The sequence below is a fragment of the Herbiconiux sp. 11R-BC genome (assembly GCF_049472555.1).
Lineage (GTDB): Bacteria > Actinomycetota > Actinomycetes > Actinomycetales > Microbacteriaceae > Herbiconiux.
Map to the genome: position 1 here is coordinate 209,311 of NZ_JBCEBO010000006.1, position 17,477 is coordinate 226,787.

The window sequence follows — 17,477 nt, forward strand, 5'->3', positions numbered from 1 at the left end:
GCCCTCGGGGCGTCGCTCGGTCCATCATACAGAAAGTGGTCAACTGGTCAACCACTTAATCGAAAAGACCTTCACGGGTCGATCGCGCGAGGGTTTCTACTCGCCGATCTCGTGGAGGGTGGCGAGCAGGCGGCCGCTCGCGCGCTCCATGTGGGTCTCCATGGCGCGCGAGGCGGCGTCGGCGTCGCCGGCCGCGATCGCCTCGTAGACCGGGACGTGCTCGAGGTAGGAGACGTCGAAGCTGGTCTCCGCATCCATCACCCGGTGGATCCAGACGCGCAGCAGTGCGGAGATGCTCTTCAGCATGTTCGCGAGGGCGTAGTTGCCTGAGGCGTCGGCGATGCAGAGGTGGAACGCCACGTCGGCGTCGACGAACTGCTCGGTGGTGCGGGCCGCGCCCATGCGCAGCAGCGCGGCGTGGATGGCCTCGAGCTCCGGCTCGCTGCGGCGCTGGGCGGCCAGGCCGCTCGTGATGCGTTCGAGGTACTGCCGGGCCTCGACCAGGTCGGTGGTGTTGCGCTCGCCGAGCAGGAGGCCCCACTCGATGACCCGGGGGAGCAGGTCGGAGTCGGTGCCGCGGAAATACGTGCCGCCGCCGTGCCGGAACTCGATCAGGCCGAGCAGCCCCAGCGACTTCAGGGCCTCGCGGATGGTGGAGCGGCCGACGCCGAGCGATTCGCTCAGCTGACGCTCCGAGGGCAGTTTCTCGCCGGGGCCGACGTGTCCGGCCATGATGTAGTCGAGCAGCACCCGCGCGATCTCGTTCGAGGCCGGCTCGCTCGGCACGGAGACGATCGGGCGGAGTCCCTCGATGCCGGCACCGCGCTCTCGGGGCGGGCGCCCGATGCGGCCGCGGACGGCGGGGGATCGATCGTCGTCGTCCACGGACTGGGTCTCCATCGTCAGGGTGCCGCGCGCCGGCCGGTGGGCCGGGAGTTCGACACCGTCGTTCTGTGACCGTTCCAGACTAGCGGTGGCCGCCTCCTGCGCAGCCTTCGAGCGGGTGTGGCGCCGAGTGCGGTTGCGCCGCCCGCCCCGCGTCCGTAGCGTCGGGGCATGAGCGAGGCGAGGGATGCGCGCGCGGCGACCGCGGGCGACCGGGACCACTGGATCGAGCACCGGCGCGGCGACGGCGAGCTCGTGGGGTGGATGCTGCCCGAGGGTGAGGGCTTCGCGGTGGTGGATCTGCTCGGGCGCGAGCTCAGTGGGCCGGTCGACTGGTTCGCCGCAGAGACCTTGCTCGAGGAGCGAGGGCTCCGCTACCTCGCCGAGCCCTTCGTGCTCGAGCGGGAGGGGGCGGCGGCCCTGCGGGTGCGGATCACCGAGGTGAGCACCGAGCGCATCCGGGTGAAGAAGGACGACTTCGGTGCGATCGATGCGCCGCAGCGGGAGTTCGTGCTGCCGTGGCCCGCGCCGACCGCACTGCGCCCCTTCGAGCGCGACGACGAGCCGGGCGGCCCCTTCGGGTTGTGACTGCCGGCGCCCCGGTGGAGCCGGGCCGGAAGCGGCCCCGTGGTCAGCGGCGCGGGGCTCGCGACGCCGGACTCGAGGCGGACGACTCGGTGGCGGAGGTTTCGGCGGCGCGGCGGGCCGCACGGGCGGCGTCGGCCGCGGCGGCCTCGTCGGGGGTCGGTGCGGTGCCGCCGAGGTGGCGGGGCTGCCACCACTGGCCGGTGCCGTCGACCGGATAGTCGCGCTGCAGGGCGTCGGCGAGTTGCTGCAGCTCGGTGCGCAATGCCGCGGTGGCGTCGGCGGGGGAGTCACCCGGCAGCACCGCGAGGGGGCGGCCGAACGCGAAGTCGACCTCGACGCCGACGCGGTGGCGCATCCGGATCGTGCGGTTCTTCGTGAGCAGGCGCTGCCCACCCCAGACGGCGACCGGGATGACGGGCACGCCGGCCTCCGCGGCCAGGCGCACGGCGCCCGACTTGAGCTCGCGCACGGTGAAGCTCGAGCTCACCCCGGCCTCGGGGAAGACACCGATGAGCTCGCCCCGGCGCAGCGCCTCGACGGCCTGGGCGTAGGCGGCGCCGCCGGCCGCCATGTCGACCTCGATGTGCTTCATCCCGCGCAGCAGGGCACCAACGACGGGCTTGTCGAAGGCGCGCTTCGTGGCCAGGAAGCGCACGCGGCGGCGGTTGTGCAGCCAGACCTGCCACTCGACCAGGGCGAACTCCAGGTAGCCGAAGTGCGTCATGGCGAGAACGGCTCCGCCGGTGGCCGGGAGGTTCTCCAGCCCGGTCGCGCGCCGCTTGAGGCGCCAGGCGGCGAACAGGGCTCGGCCGAGGCCGATCGCGGTGGTGTACACGGGTTCGGGGCTGCGGCGCGGCATGGGTCCACCGTAGGGGGGAAGCTTGCGAAAGCGGTGAGTCCGCCGACCCCTGCAGACAGTTTCTGACAGGTGTCAGAAACGGGAGTATAGTCGGAGGCGTCCCACCGTCGCGACGCCGCGGCCTCGAGCGAGGACGGTATCGACGTCTCCCCTCCGGTGCGACACCGACACCGAGAAAGGCCTCACCCATGTCCCGTTCCGCCCGCGCCGCCGTCCTCCGCGGCCAAGACTCCGCGTTCTCCTTCGAAGACGTCGTTCTCGACGACATCCAGCCCACCGAGATCCTGGTGAAGATCGTCGCCACCGGCCTCTGCCACACCGACCTCGCGGTCGTGCACGGCCACATCCCCGCCGCGTTCCCGATCGTGCTCGGCCACGAGGGCGCCGGCATCGTCGAGCAGGTGGGCGCCAACGTCATCGGCTTCGAGGTGGGCGACCACGTGGCCGCCTCCTTTGCCAGCTGCGGCCACTGCGCCAACTGCCTCGCCGGGCGCGAGGCCTACTGCCTCAACTTCCTGCTGCTCAACATCGCCGGCGTGCGCGAAGACGGAAGCACCACGCTCGCCAGCCCGGAGGGCGAGACCATCCACGGCTCCTTCTTCGGACAGTCCTCGTTCGCCACCCACGCCATCGTGAGCGCCCGCAACGCCGTGAAGATCCCGGATGCGGTGCCCCTCGAGCTCGTCGGACCGCTCGGTTGCGGCATCCAGACCGGTGCAGGCACGGTGCTCAACTCGCTGAACGTGCCCGCGGGAGCCAGCGTCATCGTCTCGGGTACCGGAGCGGTCGGACTCTCCGCCATCATGGCCGCCAAGGTCGCCGGCGCCACCACGATCATCGCCATCGACGTTCTCGACGAGCGCCTCGCGTTCGCGAAGAAGCTCGGCGCGACGCACGCCGTGAACGGCAGGACCGACGACGTCGTCGCCACGATCATGGAGATCACCGGCGGCCTCGGCGCCGGCTACGCGGTCGACACCACCGCCGTGCCCGCCGTGATCGAGAACGTGATCACCGCCACCCGCTTCGGCGCCACCATCGCCCTGGTCGGTGTCGGCAAGCCGGATGCGGTGCTCCCGCTGGGCCTCGTCTCCGGCGCGGGCAAGACCCTCGTCGGCGCCATCGAAGGCGACTCGGTGCCGCAGATCTTCATCCCCGAGCTGCTCGCCCTGTTCCAGGCCGGGCTGTTCCCGTTCGACGAGCTCATCACCACCTACCCCTTCGACGAGATCGAGAAGGCCATCTCCGACACCGCTTCCGGTGCGGCGGTGAAGGCCGTTCTCACGATGCCGTGACCGGAGTCGTCACGGCGGTCATCGCATCCGGTCGTCAGGGTGCGATGATGCTGTGATGGCCGCTGCCGGAGACCCCCGCACGCTCCGCACCGTCGGCCTGCTCCGGGCGGCGCTGCGGGAGTCGCTGGCGCAGCATCCGCTCGACGACGTCTCGGTGAGCGAGCTCTGCCGCGTGGCCGGCGTGCAGCGCACGAGCTTCTACACCCACTTCACGAGCGTGAGCGAGCTGCTCACCGAGATGCTCACCGACGAGGTGGATGCGCCGCTCGGGCTGCCGGACACCGGCGGACTCTCGATCGCCGAGGTCGCCGCCGAGTTCCAGGAGACCCTCGTCGCCGCCTTCGAGGTCGTGGCCCGCGACCGCGCGCTGTTCCGGGCGGCGTTCGAATCGGGCGCGGACTCGCTGCGGCGCTCGCTCACGGCGCTGGTGGAGCGGCGGCTGCATCTCGCCCTCGGCATCTGGGCGGCCCACGGAGCCGCCCTCGACGTGGACGCCGCCGTCGCCGTGCCCTTCGCGGCGGGCGGCCTGACGGCTTCGATTCAGGCCTGGGCGCTGTCGGACGACACGGATGCCGTCGCGCGCGCCGACTCGGTGCGCGACCAGATGGCGCCGTGGTGGCCGCGCGGGGCGTGACCAGATCCGGCGGTCGTGGCGCTTGCGAGCTAATTAGCTATGGTGCTAAATTGCAATCATGCAGGACGCCACCTCCGATGTCTTCTCGGCCCTCGCCCATCCGACCCGCCGCCAGATCCTCCAGGATCTGAAGGCGGGGGAGCGGGCCGCCGGGGAGATCGCCGAGCGCTTCGACGCCTCGGGGCCGACGATCTCCCGTCACCTCGGGGTTCTCCGTCAGGCCGGGCTGGTGACCGAGCGGCGCGAGGCGAACCGCATCCTGTATTCGCTCGTCGGCGACCGCTTGGCGCTGTCGGTGGGCGATTTCCTGTCGAGCGTCTGTCCCGAGCAGATCGTTCTCCGCGAGGTGCGGAAGGTCAAGAAGCGCAGGCCGGAGGAGCCGGCCGCGATCAGCACGTCCGTCCTCGCCGACTGAGCGACGACGGACGACGAGTCAGGGGGGCCTGGAGATGACGAGGACAGAGATGCCGCACGCGGTTCGAGCACACATCGTGGAGGGTGACGTGAACCGCGAGCCTGTGGACGCGGGTGAGGCTCCGGTCGCGCGGAAGTATCGGCTGCCGCGCATCGCGGCGACCATCGACCGGCGGGTGCTCGTGAGCTACCGGCTCGATCCTGAGGTCGCCCAGAGTCTTCTTCCAGGGCCGCTCCGGCCGCATCTGGTCGACGGCAGCGCTGTCGCCGGCTTCTGCGTGATGCGGCTCGCCGCGGTGCGGCCCGCCTTCTTCGGCGGCGTCCGCCTGGGGTGGCGGGGCGAGAGCGCCGCGCACCGCATCGCCGTGCAGTGGAACGAGCGCGACGACGCCGGGCGTGCGGTCGTGCGCTCCGGCGTGTACGTGCCGGTGCGGCACAGCGCTGCGCGCTTTCCGACGCTGATCGGCGGCCGGGTCTTCCCCGGCGTGCAGCACCGCGCCTCCTTCACGCTGAACGAGACGGCGGAGCGGGTGCAGGTGGGCTTCACCGCTCCCGACGTGCGCGGGCGCGTCGACGTCGAGGCCGCCACGGGCTGGAGCAGTTCGCTGTTCGGCACGCTCGAGGAGGCCTCGGAGTTCAACCGGCTGGGCAACGTGGCCTGGTCGCCCGGCCGGCGACCCGGCTCGCTCGACTGCCTGTCGCTGCACACCACCGCCTGGGAGGTGTCGCCCGCGCGGCTGCTCGGCGCGGAGTCGTCGTTCTTCTCGGCTCTGCCCGAAGGGAGCGCCGAGTACGACAGCTCGCTGATCATGCGCGGGGTGCCGATGACCTGGGGCGCCTCGGCGTGAGCCTTCCCGTGCAGGCCCGCAGACGCGCGGGCTCGCTCGGGACGCCATCATGGCCCGAGGCCGGAGGTGCCTGCGGCCTGAGCGAGACCGATGCGACGCAGCGTGCGCATCCGAGGTCGCCGGAGGGCCCTGTGGAATACTGGCGATCGTGACGACCACGCGAGAACCGGCGTACCGCGCGACCAGCGCCGACGTGGCGCGCCGAGCGGGAGTGTCGCGGGCGACCGTGAGCCAGATCCTCAACGGGCACGGCAGCCGCTTCTCGGCCGAGACCCGCGACCGGGTGACGGATGCCGCCGCCGAGCTGCGCTACCGGCCCTCGCCGGCAGGCCGGGCGCTCGTGAAGGGGAGCAGCGACATCGTGGTGGTCGTGGTGCCCGACACGACCTACGGCAGCAATCTGCAGGACATGATCGACCGGGTCACCGAGGCCGTGGAGCGCTACGGGATGAGCGTGGTCGTGCGCTTCGCCGGCCGGGGCTCGACCGACACGGTCGCCTCGATCCTCCAGTTCGACCCGTGGGCGGTGGTGGAGCTGGGCGTGTTGTCGGAGCGCGACCTGGCCGCTCTCGAGGCCGCCGGCGCGGTGACGGTGCCGAGCCGCCGGCCTTCCGCCCTGGGCGACGACGTGAACCACGCTTTCGGGCGCATGATGACCGAGGAGCTGCTGCGAGGCGGCCCTCGCCGGCTGGCGTTCGCCTACCTGGCCGATCAGCGGCTCGATCCCTACGGGCCGGAGCGGTTCCGCGGGATGGCCCTCGCTGCCGCCGAGCTCGGGCTGCCTGAGCCCGATCGCCTCGACGTGCCGCTGGAGATCACGGCCGCGACGGCGGCCCTCGAACGGTTCGTGAGTGCGGGTCTGCCCGTGGGCATCGGCTGCTACAACGACTCCGTGGCGATCGCCGTGCTCGCCGCCGGTCGGATGCTCGGACTGAGCGTTCCGGCCGAGCTCGCCGTGGTGGGGGCGGATGCCACCGACATCGGCCGGCTCGTCTCGCCCCGCATCACCTCGGTGGCCTTCGATCTGCACCGGGTGATGGACGTCGTGGTGGCCGACCTCGAACGGCTCCACTCCGGAACGTCCCTCGAGCCGCAGCGCCCGTTCGCCGCGCTGCGGCCGTTCGTGCAGCCCGGCGAGACCACCTGAGCCCTCGGGCGCTCGCGGATCCAGCCCCGGCTTGACAGGCGGGGCCGAGACTCCTATCGTCTGGTATCACGTGTTAGTAACACGTGATACCGACAAAGGAGTCATGACGTGGCGAAGGATTCAACCCGAACCTCGGCCGAGCAGCAGCGCGCTGCCGTGGCCATGAGCAACACCGATTCAGTGACGGCAGCGCTCTCTGCCGATGCCGTGGGGGAGGCGATCGCCGACACCACCGGTGAGCGCCTCACGATCAGGGAGCGCCTCGCCTACGGGGTGGGCGACATCGGCGGCAACCTGATCTTCGCCCCGATCTCGGCGTTCCTGCTGTTCTACCTCACCGACACGGTCGGCATCGGCGCCGCCATCGCCGGAACGCTGCTGCTCTTCGGCCGCGTTCTCGACGGCACGATGGACCTCGTCATCGGAACCCTGATCGACAAGACCTCCACCCGCTGGGGCAAAGCGCGTCCGTGGCTGCTGTTCAGCATGCCGGTGCTGGTGGTGACCTTCATCCTGCTCTTCAACGTGCCGGCCGGTCTCGACGAGACCGCGAAGAACGCATACGTCTTCATCATGTACTTCCTCTGCCTCGGCGTCGGCTTCGTCGGCTCCAACCTCGCGTATCACACGCTGCTCTCGGTGATCACCTCGAACAGCGCCATGCGCGTCTCGCTCACGGTCATCCGCACCTTCTGCGCCCTCATCGCCACCCTGGCCGTGAACTTCGTGACGTTCCCGCTCGTGCAGTCCTTCGGCGGTGGGCAGGGCGGCTGGACCGCCACTGTGCTCATCTACGGCGTGGTCGCGGCCGTCACCCTGCTCGTGGTGTTCTTCGGCACGAAGGAGCGGGTGAAGAGCACCGTGCGCCGCGACGCGGGCCCGAAGCTGCCGCTTCGCCGGATGCTCGGAATGCTCCTGCGCAACCCCTACTTCTACCTCGCCTTCGGCTTCTTCCTGATCAGCTACACCGTCAGCGGAACCGCCGGTGTCGGCATCTACTACGCCACCGACGTTCTCGGCGACGGCGGTCTCTACAGCATCCTGAGCCTGGTGCAGTTCGTGCCGCTGCTGATCGGCCTCTCATTCATGCCCCGCATCATCGGCAAGGTCGGCAAGCGCCGAGCGATCCTCGCCGGCACGGTGCTGACCATCGTGGGGATCCTGGTGTCGCTGATCGACCCCAGCAACTTCGCCCTCGTGCTCGGCGGCGGCCTGATCCGGGCGGTGGGCGGCATCCCTGCGGCCGCCGGCCTGTTCGCGCTCGTGGCCGACGTCGTCGACTTCGGCGAGTGGAAGACCGGCGTGCGGCTCGACGGAATGACCTACGCGGCCGCGACCGCCGGGCAGAACTTCGGCGCCGGCCTCGGCGTGGCCCTGGTGGGCTGGCTCCTGGCGGCCGGCGACTACGACGGCACGCTCGCGGTGCAGCCCCAGTCGGCCATCGACATGCAGATCGTGATCTACCTCTGGCTGCCGCTCGTGCTGAGCGTGCTGATGGGCGTGCTCATGTACTTCTTCAACATCGACAAGAACCTGTCCACCATCCAGCGCGACCTCGCGGCACGCCGCGTCGCCGCCGCGACCCCGGGAGAAAACGCATGACCCGCGTCTCGTTCAACGACGGCTGGACCGTCAAACCCAAGACCAGCATCTTCGCCCAGCTCTCCGGGCCCGGGGAATCGGCCGAGCCGGTGACGCTCCCGCACGACGCGGTGATCGCGCTGCCGCGCTCCGCCGACTCGCCGCAGGGCTCGGCGGCCGGCTACACGGCCAGTGGCGCCTTCGAGTACGAGAAGAGCTTCCTGGTGCCGGCGGAATACCGCGACAAGCGGGTGAGTCTCGAATTCCAGGGCGTGCACCGTGATGCGGTGGTGTTCGTGAACGGTGTCTTCGCCGCCCAGCGGCCCTCCGGCTATGCCACGTTCGCGGTGGGACTCGACCCGTTCCTGAACTACGGGGAGCAGAACGTCGTGCGCGTCGAGATGCGGGTGCACGACGACTCCCGCTGGTACGCCGGCGCGGGCATCCATCGCGACACGGCTCTCGTCGTGACCGAGCTCGTGCACATCCCGCTCGACGGCGTGCGCGTGACCACTCCCGATGTCGAAGACAAGCGCGCTGTGGTGGAGGTGGCGACGCGCGTGAAGAACGCCGGGATCGGCACCGAGCAGGTGTCGGTGCTGACCGAGCTGGTGGATGCCGCCGGTGCGCTCGTGGCGACCGAGTCGTCTCCGGTCACGCTGCGGGCGGGCGCCGAATCGATCGTGCGCCAGCGGCTGTTCGTGCGCGACCCCCGGCGCTGGAGCGTCGACGACCCGTCGCTCTACCGCGCCCGGTCGACGGTGCGGGATGCCGGCGGCACGATCGACGCGCAGGAGACGGTGTTCGGCATCCGCACGCTCCAGCTCGACCCGATCGACGGTCTGCGCATCAACGGCGAGGTCGTGAAGCTGCGCGGGGCGTGCATCCACCACGACAACGGGCTGCTCGGTTCCGCCGCCATCGGCCGGGCCGAGGAGCGCCGGGTCGAGATCCTGAAGGCGGCGGGGTTCAATGCGCTGCGCAGCTCGCACAACCCGATGAGCCAGGCGATGCTCGACGCCTGCGACCGGCTCGGCATGCTCGTGATGGACGAGACCTTCGATGTCTGGGCGGAGAGCAAGTCGTCGTTCGACTACTCGCTCGCGTTCCCGGAGTGGTGGGAGCGCGACGTCGAGTCGATGGTTCTGAAGGACATCAACCACCCGAGCGTCATCTTCTACTCGATCGGGAACGAGATCCCCGAGACCGGGAGCCCGCTCGGGTCGGACTGGGGGCGGAAGATCGCCGAGAAGATCCGCTCGCTCGACGACAGCCGCTTCCTCACCAACAGCGTGAACGGCTTCGTGTCGGTGCTGCCCGACGTGGTCGGCATGATGGCGGCGGCGGCCGGCGACCAGGCCGCCGGCTCCGGCGGGGTGAACGATGCGATGGGGCAGGTGGCGGAGTTCATGAACCAGGTGAGCGCGTCGCCGCTCGTGACCGAGAAGACCGCCGAATCGCTGTCGGTCGTGGATGCCGCGGGCTTCAACTACGGCGACGCGAGGTACGAGCTCGATCGCGAGATCTTCCCGAATCGGGTGATCATCGGCACCGAGACGTTCCCGACGAAGATCGACTCCAACTGGCGGCTCGTCGAGGAGAACCCGCATGTGATCGGCGATTTCACGTGGACCGGCTGGGACTACCTCGGGGAGGTCGGCATCGGCCGCACCCGCTATGCGGTGGAGGGCGAGACTCCGGAGTTCGGCGCTCCCTTCCCCTGGCTGCTCGCGTGGTGCGGCGACATCGACATCACCGGCCACCGGCGCCCTGCCTCCTACTACCGCGAGATCGTGTTCGGGCTGCGCCGGGAGCCGTACATCGCCGTGCTCCGGCCGGAGATGCACGGGCGTGAGGCCGTTCCCGGTCAGTGGTCCTGGTCGGACTCGATCTCCAGCTGGAGCTGGAACGCCGAGACGGGCGCACCGGCGACCGTCGAGGTCTACAGCGACGCCGAGGAGGTCGAACTGCTCGTCAACGGCCGCTCCGCCGGGGTCGCGCCGGCCGGACGCGACCATCGGTTCCGCGCCCGTTTCGAGGTGCGCTACGAGCCCGGCGAGATCGTGGCGATCGCCCGGCGTGGTGGTGTCGAGAGCGAGCGCTCCGTGCTGCGCTCGGCCGCGACCGAGGAGCTCGAACTCGCCGTGCACGCCGACCGCACGGTGCTGCGCGCCGACGACACGGACCTCGCTCACGTCTCGATCGAGCTGCGCGACGCATCCGGGAACCTCGCGAGCAACCGCGACCGGCCCGTCACCGTACAGGTCTCCGGAGCAGGGGCGCTGCGCGCTCTCGGAAGCGCCCGGCCCGACCAACTCGAATCGTATGCGCTCGAGACGCACCACTCGTTCGACGGGCGGCTGCTCGCGATCGTGCGGCCCGTCTCCGCCGGAGCGGTGACCGTCGTCGTGAGCGCCGAGGGTGCGGATGCGGTCGTGCTGGAGCTGACGGTCGAGGCCGTCGAGCCGCGACCCGACGTGGCCGTGGCCGAGCCCGCGGAGGCGACGGCGGCGTGACGGGCGCGACCGTCGGGTGGGGCGTCATCGGCACCGGCGACGTCTCTCGGTCGATCGCGGCCGACTTCGCGCGCAACCCGGGCTCGGGCCCGCTGGTGGTGGCGTCCCGCTCGCCGGAGCGGGCGGCGGAGTTCGCCCGCGAGTTCGGGTTCGAGCGCGCGTACGGCTCCGTCGGCGAGCTGCTCGCCGACGCCGGCATCGACGCCGTCTACATCGCCACACCGCACGCGACCCACCGCGACCTCGCGCTCCAGGCGCTGGCCGCCGGCAAGCACGTGCTCGTGGAGAAGCCCATCGGCGTCGACCGGGCCCAGGCCGAGGAGATCGCGGCGGCCGCCTCAACCGCGGGCCTGTTCGCGATGGAGGCCATGTGGATGAAGTTCAACCCGCTCTACCGTGAGGTGGTCGACACGCTCGCTCGGGGTGGCGCAGGCGGCCCGGGGGCCGCCGGAGGCATCGGCGAGGTGCGCAGTCTGCGTGCCTCCTTCGGCTTTCCGTTCCCGGAAGGCACGGGCAGTCGCTGGTCGGCGGAACTGCACGGGAGCACCCTGCTCGATCAGGGCATCTACCCGGTCACCTTCGCGCTCGACCTCTTCGGGGCACCCGAACGCGTCCACGCATCCGGAACCGTGCGCTCCGACGGCGTCGACCTCCGTGAGCACATCACCCTCGAATTCGCCGGCGGCCGTCACGCGCAGCTGGCCGCGTCGATGGTGGAGTTCGCCGACCCGAGCGCCTCCGTCAACGGAACGCGGGGATGGCTCGGGATGCCGTGGCCGTTCTGGGCGGCCACGCGGCTGGAGCTGCACACGCTCGACGACCCCGCGACGTTGTTCGCGCCCCGGGTCACCGAGCTGGCTCTCGACGGCAACGGCTTCCTGCCGATGATCCGCGCGGTGGAGGAGGCCCTGCACGCGGGCCGCACCGAGCATCCGCTGCATCCGCTCGCGGGATCGGTCGCCGTGTTCGGGGTGCTCGACGAGATCCGTGCGCAGCTCCTCGGGGCGTCAGTGCACCCGGCGCCCCGCGAACCAGGTCTCGGCCACGATGATCCGGTGGAGGTTCGTGGGGTCGCCGTCGAAGGGATCCTGGTCGAGCACCACGAAGTCGGCCGACTTTCCGGCGGCCAGTGACCCCGTCTCGTCGCCGAGCCCCATCGAGGTGGCGGCCGAGAGCGTGAAGACGCCGATCGCCTCCTCGAGCCTGATCGCCTGCTCCTTCCAGAGGGTTCCGGATGCGCGCCCCAGCGGGTCGGCCCGCGTCACCAGCCCCTCGATCCCCTCCCACGGGTTCGGCGACTCGCTCACCGGCCAGTCGGAGCCCCCGGCCAGCACCGCCCCGGAGTCGAGCAGCGCCCGGTTGGGCTGCATCCTCGACGCGCGCTCGGCCGGGAGCACCGCGGCGATGGCGTCGGGGATCACGCCCGGGAACCAGAGGAAGGGCGAGATGTCGGCATCCACGCGCAGCCGGGCGAAACGCGGGATGTCGGCGTCGGCCACGAACTGGCCGTGGGCGATCTGGTACCGGGCGGTCACCCCTTCGGCGCGGAGCCGCTCCACCACGTCGAGCACCTCCCGGGCCGAGGCGTCCCCCGTGCAGTGGATCTTCGCCGACAGCCCGCGCCGGGCGGTGCGGTGCAGCCAGTCGTAGAGCTCGTCGGGGGTCATGGTGCTGTGGCCCCGGAAGTGGTCGCCGTGGGCGTCGTCGGCCAGATAGGGCTCGAGGAAGGCGCCCGTGCGCGCCGGCGGCACGCCGTCGAGGAAGATCTTCACGAAGTCGGGCCGGTGATGCGTGCTGCGGAACTGCTCGGCGTGCGCGATCAGCTCGTCGCCGACGGGGGAGAAGCCGAAGATCTCGTCGTTGACGAGCACCGAGCTCACGACCCAGGCGTCGAGTTCGCCGTCGTCGTCGAGCGCCTTCAGGGCCCGGAGGATGTCGAGCGAGGCCGCGGCATCCTGGAACGCCGTCACGCCGAAACCCGACAGCAGCTCGACGCCCTTCTTCGAGGCGGCGCGGTGCTGGGCGGCGTCCAGACCGCCCGCCCGGGCCTGCACCTCGGCCACCGGGATGCCGGCGGCTTCGAGCAACACCCCGGTCAGCGTCCCCGTGCCCGGATCGCGGAGAGCCACGCCGCCGCCCTCCGGCACGAAGCCGTCGCCGATGCCGGCCAGCGCGAGTGCGCGGGAGCTCACCCACCGGTTGTGCCGGCTGTCGTCGGCGAGCATCACCGGGCGGCCGCCGGCGGCCGCGTCGAGCCGGTTCAGCGCGTCGGCGGTGGAGATCTCGTCGAGCAGCGTGCTGCCCCACGCGCCGCCGACCAGCCAGTCCTCGGGGCCGAGTGCAGCCGCCCGTCCGCGCACGGCGGCCAGCAGCTCGTCGAGGGAGGCGGTGGGCGACACCTGCAGCTCGAACAGGGCGCTGCGGCCGGCCAGGGCGTGGTGGTTGTGCACGTCGGCGAACCCCGGCATGGCGAAGGCACCACCCAGGTCGACGACGGCGGCGGCGGGGCCGGCCGCGCGCCGCACCTCGTCGTCGTGCCCGAGCGCGACGATCCGGCCCCCGGACACCGCGAGGGCCTCGACGAACCGCGGTCCTCCGGGATGGCCGGTGAAGATGCGGCCGCCGGTGAAGACGGTCGACGAGCCGGCGTTCACTCCGCGGTCCCGAATCCCTCGGGATACGCCGTGGTGGAGAGCAGACGGCCGTGGGCTCCGAAGGTGAAGTGCACGTACTCCTCGCCCGAGCTGTCGAGCCCGAAGAGCATCCCGTGCGAGCGCAGGCTGTGCGCGCTGCGGTGGTCGGCCACGGTGACGGAGGCGCAGGGGATGACCTTCTCGCGCCAGGCGAAGAGGTGGATGCCGGGGCGGAGCTGCCACATGGTGCAGGCATCCGTGTCGGCGAGCCCGCGCTCGGGGCCGGCCAGGCACTGCCAGGTGTACCACTCGGGGGAGAGGTAGACGTGCTCGTAGGCGTGCTCGGGGCTGTACTGCCAGAACACACGCCGGCCGAGCAGCTCCGTGGTGGGGTGGGGGCGGGACGACGGATGCGGGCCGGCCGCGGCGGCATCCGGTCTCCGGCCGGGCAGCTCCTCGAGCCGCGCGGGCACGACGATCTGCTCGACCCGGGGCACCTGGCCTTCGGGGCCCACAATGCTGATGACGGTGAGCACCTCGCCGGAGCGCAGGTCGAGCACCAGCGAGACCGCCTCCTCGGGCAGGTGGGCGTGGTGGAACTGCACGTAGTACAGCTCGTCGTCGATCTCGAAGGCCTCGTAGTCGTCGCTCTTCGACGCGGCCGCGATGGGGTCGCCGGTGCCGGGGTGGTAGTCCCAGTCGACGCGGTGCGCGCCGAAGCGGTGCACGATCCGCGTTCCGCGCTCGTCGGAGACGGTGAGCGTGCGCCCCTCGAGGGCCGTCGTGCGCGGCCCGCGATTGGCGTCGAAGCCGGGGGCGAGGCCGTCGAGCGGCAGCCAGGTGGAGGTGTCGGAGGGGGTGAGGAGGGCGGTCATGGGGTTCTCTCTGCTCAGCGGTCGAGCCGGGCTAGTAGTGCAGCCAGACCGACTTGACCTCGGTGTAGGCGTCGATCGCCCACGGGCCCATCTCACGGCCCCAGCCCGAGGCCTTGTAGCCGCCCCAGGGCGCGGCCATGTCGGGGATGGGCGGCATGTTCACGAACACGGCCCCGGCCTTGATGCCGTTGGCCAGGCGCTGGGAGGTGGCGATGTCCTGCGTCCAGATGGTCGCGGCGAGGCCGTACTGCGAGTCGTTGGCCCGCGCGATCAGGGCGTCGAGCTCGTCGGCGTCGTCGTAGGTGGTGACCGCGAGCACCGGGCCGAAGATCTCCTCGCGGATGATCGTCATGTCGTCGGTGACGCCGGTGAAGAGCGTCGGCTCGAAGAAGTAGCCCTCGCGATCGGTGCGGTTGCCGCCGGTGACGAGCGCGGCGCCCTCGTCGAGGCCCGAGCGCACCAGGCGCTCGACGTGCCCGATGTGCTTCTCCGAGACCAGCGGACCGAGGTGCGTCGACTCGTCGAGCCCCGAGCCGAGCACGAGGCCGGAGAGGCCGCCCGCGAGCTTGTCCACGAACTCCTGCTCGCGCTTCTTGTCGACGTAGAACCGGGTGTAGGCGGCGCAGACCTGGCCGCTGTTGAGGGTCGAGCCCATCAGGTTGCCGCCGACGGCCGCGTCGATGTCGGCGTCGGCCGCGATGATGCTCGGCGCCTTGCCGCCGAGCTCGAGGGTGAGCCGCTTGAGGTTGGAGTCGGCGCTCGCTTTCGTGATGATGCGGCCGACGTTGGTGGAGCCCGTGTACGAGAGGTGGTCGACGTCCATGTGGCTGGAGAGCAGGGCACCGACGTCGCCGCCGCCGGTGACGAGGTTGATGACCCCCTGCGGGAAGCCCACCTCGGCGGCCAGCTGCACGAGACGGATGCTCGTGAGCGGCGTGACCTCGCTCGGCTTGATCACGACGGTGTTTCCGGTGGCGAGCGCTGGAGCGAGCTTCCAGGCGAGGATCATCAGCGGGAAGTTCCAGGGCGTCACGAGCGCGTTCACCCCCACGGGCTCACGGCGCGTGTAGTGCAGCGTGTCGGGGAACGACACCGGGTTGGTGGTGCCCTGGATCTTGGTGACCCAGCCGGCGTAGTAGCGGAAGTGCTCGGCGGCGCCGCTCACGCTCACGGCCCGCGAGATGCCGAGCGGCTGGCCCTGGTCGAGGGTCTCCAGCCGGGCGAGCTCGTCGGCGTGCGCCTCGATGGCGTCGGCGAGCTTGAACAGCAGGTGGGCGCGCTCGACCGGGAGCAGCCCGGCCCACGCGGGGTTGGTCAGGGCGGCACGGGCGGCGCCCACGGCGGCGTCGACGTCGGCCGCCGAGGCGTTGCCGACCTCCTCGATGGCGGTGGCGGTGGCGGGGTCGAGGGTCTCGAAGCTTCCGCCGGTGGCTTCCTGCCAGACTCCGTCGATGTACAGGCTCTTGGCCATGGTGTGCTCCCTTGCGCGTGACGAGTGGCGCATCCGGTGCGCCGTCGTTCCAGTGTCTGCATGGCCGCACGGCCCATGGTTGTCTCAGCGAGCACAGCGGTTGTGCGAGAGCGCCCGGATGACCGAGCTGTTTGAGCAAGCGCTCGATAATGGTGGAGGGCGCTGCAACGAGGCGGCGCCGGAGTCTTTTGGAGGTGCGTCGCCATGACGAGCACGCAAGCAGCATCCGCCCCGGCGGCATCCGCGACCGGGGTTCCGGCCGAGAGTCGGCGACGGCTCGGCGTGCCGGCCGTGACGGTGATGATCATCGCCGCATCCGCACCGCTCACCGTGCTCGCGGGCGGCGTCACCACGGCGTTCGCCGTCACCGGCGTGATCGGGGTGCCCCTGTCGTACCTGCTGCTGGGCGTCGTGCTGGCCGTGTTCGCCGTGGGATACGCGGCGATGAGCCGTTACGTCGTGAACGCGGGTGCGTTCTACGCCTACGTGGCGCAGGGGCTCGGCCGCCCGCTCGGCGTCGGAGCCTCGCTCGTGGCGCTCGTCTCCTACAACGCGATGCAGATCGGCATCTACGGCCTGTTCGGTTTCACCGTGTCGTCGCAGCTGTCCACCTGGTTCGGCATCACCGTTCCGTGGTGGGTGGCCGTGCTGGTGGGCATCGTCGTGGTGGGCGTGCTCGGCGTGAACCGGGTCGACCTCTCGGCGAAGGTGCTCGGCGTGCTGGTGGCCCTCGAGTTCGTGGTGGTGATCGTGTTCGACGTGGCCTCGTTCGTGGTGGCGCCCGAGGGGCAGAGCGTGGCCGCGCTCGACCCGGCGAACCTGTTCGTGCCCGGCATCGGCGCGGTGCTCGCCTTCGGCATCGCCGCGTTCATGGGCTTCGAGTCGGCCGCCATCTACGGCGAGGAGTCGAAGGACCCGAAGCGCACCGTGGCGCGGGCCACCTACCTGGCCGTCGGCATCATCGCGATCTTCTACATGATCTCGTCGTGGGCGCTCACCGTGGGCATCGGCCCGAGTGCCGTGATCGGGGAGTCCGCCACGCAAGGCCCCGACCTGGTCTTCGGCTTCCTCAGCGCACACCTGGGCCAGATCGTGGCCGACCTCGGGCACGTGCTGTTCATCACGAGCCTCTTCGCGGCGCTGGTGAGCTTTCACAACGCGGTCGCCCGCTACTTCTACTCGCTCGGGCGCGAGGGCGTGCTGCCCGCTGCGCTCGGCCGGGTGCGGGCACGCAGCGGGGCGCCGATGGTGGGCTCGCTCACGCAGTCGGTGCTCGCCGTGATCGTGATCGCGGCGTTCGCGGTGGCCGGGGCGTCGTGGGTGCCGCCGGAGGGGCTGCCGGTGGAGCTCTTCCCGGTGCTCACCCTGTTCTCCTGGCTCACCAACGCCGGGGCGCTCGGTCTCGTGCTGCTGATGGCCGTGGTGTCGGTGGCCGTGATCGGCTTCTTCCGGCGCCGGGCGGCGGATGCGGGGATCTGGGCGCGCGTGGTCGCACCGGCTCTGGCGGCGCTCGCCCTCACCACGGTGCTCGTGCTCATCATCGTGAACTTCAACGTGCTGCTCACGAGCGACCCGACCGCGCCGCCCACCGCGACCACGTTCATCCTGCCGGCGATCGTCATCGTGCCCGGTTTCGTGGGCATCGTCTGGGGGCTCGTGCTGCGCCGCCGTCGTCCGCGGCTCTACGCCCAGATCGGCCACGGCGCGGAGAAGGCGCCGCTCGAGCCCTGA

General features: G+C 71.0%; 14 protein-coding genes and 1 pseudogene. 10 read left to right on the forward strand and 5 right to left on the reverse strand.

Annotation, left to right across the window (positions count from 1 at the left end):
- Window positions 1–96: 96 nt before the first annotated feature.
- Window positions 97–885: a FadR/GntR family transcriptional regulator gene (locus VD659_RS15205; RefSeq protein WP_423261914.1), complete on the reverse strand. Its 789-nt coding sequence runs from the start codon at window positions 883–885 to the stop codon at window positions 97–99.
- Window positions 886–1,056: 171 nt separating this feature from the next.
- Between VD659_RS15205 and VD659_RS15210 the strand changes: the two genes are divergently transcribed.
- A complete protein-coding gene (locus tag VD659_RS15210) occupies window positions 1,057–1,473 on the forward strand; it encodes a hypothetical protein (protein WP_423261915.1) in 417 nt (138 codons plus the stop codon).
- A 43-nt stretch (window positions 1,474–1,516) separates the two neighbouring features.
- Here VD659_RS15210 and VD659_RS15215 read toward each other — a convergent pair whose 3' ends face one another.
- A complete protein-coding gene (locus VD659_RS15215) occupies window positions 1,517–2,332 on the reverse strand; it encodes a lysophospholipid acyltransferase family protein (protein WP_423261916.1) in 816 nt (271 codons plus the stop codon).
- A 188-nt stretch (window positions 2,333–2,520) separates the two neighbouring features.
- Between VD659_RS15215 and VD659_RS15220 the strand changes: the two genes are divergently transcribed.
- From VD659_RS15220 to VD659_RS15255, 8 genes and pseudogenes are all read left to right on the forward strand, one after another.
- Entirely contained in the window at window positions 2,521–3,627 is a 1,107-nt protein-coding gene (locus tag VD659_RS15220) for an NAD(P)-dependent alcohol dehydrogenase (RefSeq protein ID WP_423261917.1), read from the forward strand.
- 55 nt (window positions 3,628–3,682) lie between these two features.
- Window positions 3,683–4,261 carry a TetR/AcrR family transcriptional regulator gene (locus VD659_RS15225; protein WP_423261918.1) on the forward strand — a complete coding sequence of 193 codons (579 nt, stop codon included), beginning with the start codon at window positions 3,683–3,685 and terminating at the stop codon, window positions 4,259–4,261.
- Between the two features lie 58 nt (window positions 4,262–4,319).
- A complete protein-coding gene (locus tag VD659_RS15230) occupies window positions 4,320–4,676 on the forward strand; it encodes a metalloregulator ArsR/SmtB family transcription factor (RefSeq protein ID WP_423261919.1) in 357 nt (118 codons plus the stop codon).
- Window positions 4,677–4,764: 88 nt separating this feature from the next.
- The gene (locus VD659_RS15235; RefSeq protein WP_423261920.1) at window positions 4,765–5,523 is read left to right on the forward strand and encodes a hypothetical protein; all 759 of its coding nucleotides are present in this window, start codon (window positions 4,765–4,767) and stop codon (window positions 5,521–5,523) included.
- Between the two features lie 148 nt (window positions 5,524–5,671).
- Window positions 5,672–6,670: a LacI family DNA-binding transcriptional regulator gene (locus tag VD659_RS15240; protein ID WP_423261921.1), complete on the forward strand. Its 999-nt coding sequence runs from the start codon at window positions 5,672–5,674 to the stop codon at window positions 6,668–6,670.
- Window positions 6,671–6,778: 108 nt separating this feature from the next.
- Entirely contained in the window at window positions 6,779–8,272 is a 1,494-nt protein-coding gene (locus VD659_RS15245) for an MFS transporter (protein WP_423261922.1), read from the forward strand.
- Window positions 8,269–10,767 (forward strand): glycoside hydrolase family 2 TIM barrel-domain containing protein, encoded by a 2,499-nt coding sequence (locus VD659_RS15250; RefSeq protein WP_423261923.1) that lies wholly within the window; start codon window positions 8,269–8,271, stop codon window positions 10,765–10,767. The genes VD659_RS15245 and VD659_RS15250 overlap by 4 nt, the downstream gene beginning before the upstream one ends.
- Window positions 10,764–11,519, forward strand: a pseudogene (locus VD659_RS15255) (Gfo/Idh/MocA family protein); the annotation flags it as partial. The gene VD659_RS15250 and the pseudogene VD659_RS15255, both read left to right, overlap by 4 nt.
- A gap of 255 nt (window positions 11,520–11,774) precedes the next feature.
- Here the strand turns inward: VD659_RS15255 and VD659_RS15260 are convergent.
- Genes VD659_RS15260 through VD659_RS15270 form a run of 3 tightly spaced genes read right to left on the reverse strand, consistent with a single transcriptional unit; the run spans window position 11,775 to window position 15,746 of the window.
- Window positions 11,775–13,421 carry an amidohydrolase gene (locus VD659_RS15260; protein WP_423261924.1) on the reverse strand — a complete coding sequence of 549 codons (1,647 nt, stop codon included), beginning with the start codon at window positions 13,419–13,421 and terminating at the stop codon, window positions 11,775–11,777.
- Window positions 13,418–14,275, reverse strand: a complete 858-nt coding sequence (locus tag VD659_RS15265; RefSeq protein WP_423261925.1) for a molybdenum cofactor biosynthesis F family protein — start codon at window positions 14,273–14,275, stop codon at window positions 13,418–13,420. Before VD659_RS15265 ends, VD659_RS15260 begins: the two co-directional genes overlap by 4 nt.
- Window positions 14,276–14,306: 31 nt before the next feature.
- A complete protein-coding gene (locus VD659_RS15270; RefSeq protein WP_137837196.1) occupies window positions 14,307–15,746 on the reverse strand; it encodes an aldehyde dehydrogenase family protein in 1,440 nt (479 codons plus the stop codon).
- A gap of 204 nt (window positions 15,747–15,950) precedes the next feature.
- Here VD659_RS15270 and VD659_RS15275 point away from each other — a divergent pair, with 204 nt between their 5' ends.
- Window positions 15,951–17,477, forward strand: a complete 1,527-nt coding sequence (locus VD659_RS15275; RefSeq protein WP_423261926.1) for an APC family permease — start codon at window positions 15,951–15,953, stop codon at window positions 17,475–17,477.

Excerpts from the sequence above, each read along its gene's own strand:
- VD659_RS15210 (WP_423261915.1), top strand. The coding sequence starts at position 1,057 with ATGAGCGAGGCGAGGGATGCGCGCGCGGCGACCGCGGGCGACCGGGAC.
- VD659_RS15215 (WP_423261916.1), bottom strand. The coding sequence starts at position 2,332 with ATGCCGCGCCGCAGCCCCGAACCCGTGTACACCACCGCGATCGGCCTC.
- VD659_RS15225 (WP_423261918.1), top strand. The coding sequence starts at position 3,683 with ATGGCCGCTGCCGGAGACCCCCGCACGCTCCGCACCGTCGGCCTGCTC.
- VD659_RS15270 (WP_137837196.1), bottom strand. The coding sequence starts at position 15,746 with ATGGCCAAGAGCCTGTACATCGACGGAGTCTGGCAGGAAGCCACCGGC.
- VD659_RS15250 (WP_423261923.1), top strand. The coding sequence starts at position 8,269 with ATGACCCGCGTCTCGTTCAACGACGGCTGGACCGTCAAACCCAAGACC.
- VD659_RS15275 (WP_423261926.1), top strand. The coding sequence starts at position 15,951 with ATGACGAGCACGCAAGCAGCATCCGCCCCGGCGGCATCCGCGACCGGG.
- VD659_RS15220 (WP_423261917.1), top strand. The coding sequence starts at position 2,521 with ATGTCCCGTTCCGCCCGCGCCGCCGTCCTCCGCGGCCAAGACTCCGCG.
- VD659_RS15265 (WP_423261925.1), bottom strand. The coding sequence starts at position 14,275 with ATGACCGCCCTCCTCACCCCCTCCGACACCTCCACCTGGCTGCCGCTC.
- VD659_RS15230 (WP_423261919.1), top strand. The coding sequence starts at position 4,320 with ATGCAGGACGCCACCTCCGATGTCTTCTCGGCCCTCGCCCATCCGACC.